Annotated in this window: 2 protein-coding genes; both read right to left on the bottom strand. The window is 40.7% G+C overall.

The annotated features are described in order from the left end of the window. Nucleotides 1-138: 138 nt before the first annotated feature. Nucleotides 139-564 carry a hypothetical protein gene (locus VF724_RS21110; RefSeq protein WP_371756208.1) on the bottom strand — a complete coding sequence of 142 codons (426 nt, stop codon included), beginning with the start codon at nt 562-564 and terminating at the stop codon, nt 139-141. Beyond that, nucleotides 545-1,819: RHS repeat-associated core domain-containing protein (locus VF724_RS21105; RefSeq protein WP_371756207.1), on the bottom strand; the 1,275-nt coding region annotated here is incomplete at its 5' end. The genes VF724_RS21110 and VF724_RS21105, both read right to left, overlap by 20 nt.

The following is a 1,819-nucleotide window of genomic DNA, read 5'->3' as shown; positions in this document are numbered from 1 at the left end:
AGGGATTAGGCTATTGTCGGGTACATTTTCGGTTTGGCTCCGCCAAACCGAATGGCGAATCCATGGCTATTTCCCGCCATATAATGAAGCGGCGAACAATCTGACTAACCAATCACGCTTTGCAATCATAACTGCTTCTTATATTTTTGATACTTTAACTATTGGTTTAAATGCTGCTAAAATATCTATTACTTCTTCGCTAGTAACGATACAATAATGTTTTAGTTGCTCCTCTTCATAAAAATTACAGCTTTCTTCTTTAGCCCATTTCGATAATTTAGAATTTTGAACCTGATAGAAAAACCAATTTTGAAAGAAAAATTTATTCTGATACTTTAATTGGACTTCACTCCAAGTTCTCATTCTAATACCCTCTGTAGTGATTCTTACTAACGATGGTATTCCATCAAAAACTATCTCGACAACGTTTTTTTCATCATCTAAAACTACTTTTGTTCCATCCGAATTTTGGATAAGACTTGTAACGATAAATTGCCCTTCTGGAATTACACCGTGCTCTAACCGAGTCCATTCTTCTTGCATATCACTGGCTCTGTTTTCCATATCTAATCTCTATACCCCTTCCGTTAGTATTTCTAATCTCAAGTGTCGGGCGACCGTCTGAACTTCCAGGTCGAACCGTTATTGTTCTACCATCAGGCAACGTTCCAGTTTTTCCTGGACCATATTTTGTTTCAATATCTTTAACGTTTGATGGATTTAATGAATCAAACTCTTTATTGGCTTGCTCGAAATTTCCACCTATTTTTTCATATTGTGTAGTTTTTCCCTTTGTAGCTCTACCTAGAGTCGCATCACTAAGAATGTCATCTACAGTGTTACCCTTACCCTTATTAGAACTTTTAAAAAACTTGGATATTCTCTTTAATTTCGTACCCACTTTTAGGTAACGAGCTGTCATTACAAGCAAAGATATCCCTTTCTCAATAACTACCCCCTCTACTGGAAATGTTACGATTATTAGATCCCCTTCAAGCATCACTTTCTGAAAACGACCATTTTTTGAATGTCCTATATTAGCATCAAGTCGTGCTGCATAGAAGGTCAAATCGTCTACTAATCCAGTTTCCGGTAATCGGTGTACCTCAAAATTAAGACCTTTTAGTACAACAGCCCCCCCTTGCAAATCATTTAATACCATTTGATAGAGCAATACAGCATTGTACAAATCAGAGTTGTATCTTCCGGTTACTTCCCCTTGATAAAATCCAATTTTCTTTAAATATTGTTGTATGCTTTCTATTTTCCATTTTGAAAAATCGTTGTTTGCTTTTTCAATAATGTCAAGTAAGATATTTACTTCTACAGGGTCATGACCACTTGGATCTAAATAGTTCACGGGATTGTTCAGAGAATATGCATACAAGTGCAAGCTTAATGGATTTCCAATCTCCCCACGGAAAGTATCCGCCGACAGGAATCTCCCGTTCCTCGGATCGTAATAACGGGCCTGCAGGTAATAATACTGCGTCTTGCGATCCCAATAGTAGCCCGCGTAGCGATACGGATTCAGCTTCACCAGTTCCGTGGTGATGTCCTCTGTCGGTTCTTGTTCGACAGTGACGGTCGTTTCTCCTGCTGTCGATGTGCTGGTTGTGGCATCGGTCAGTGTTCCGGTTGAATCGGTTAGCGTAGCGTCAGAAAGTGAGCCTCCTGTCAGCGTTCCTCCGCTCCCGTTCTGCGGATCGCTGTTGTTGTTCGGGGTATAATCCGGCACAATATTGCCGTTCTCATCCACCGGTCCCTGCAGCGAGCCCGGGCTGCCGTTGCCTGTGCCGAGGTCGCCGATGTAGCCGAT

The sequence above is a fragment of the Ferviditalea candida genome, assembly GCF_035282765.1.
Taxonomy (GTDB): Bacteria; Bacillota; Bacilli; order Paenibacillales; family KCTC-25726; genus Ferviditalea; species Ferviditalea candida.
The sequence above is the reverse complement of the archived record's forward strand: the minus strand, read 5'-3'. Positions and strand labels throughout refer to the sequence as shown.

Coding starts and splice junctions, on each gene's coding strand:
- VF724_RS21110 (WP_371756208.1), bottom strand. CDS start 564: ATGGAAAACAGAGCCAGTGATATGCAAGAAGAATGGACTCGGTTAGAG.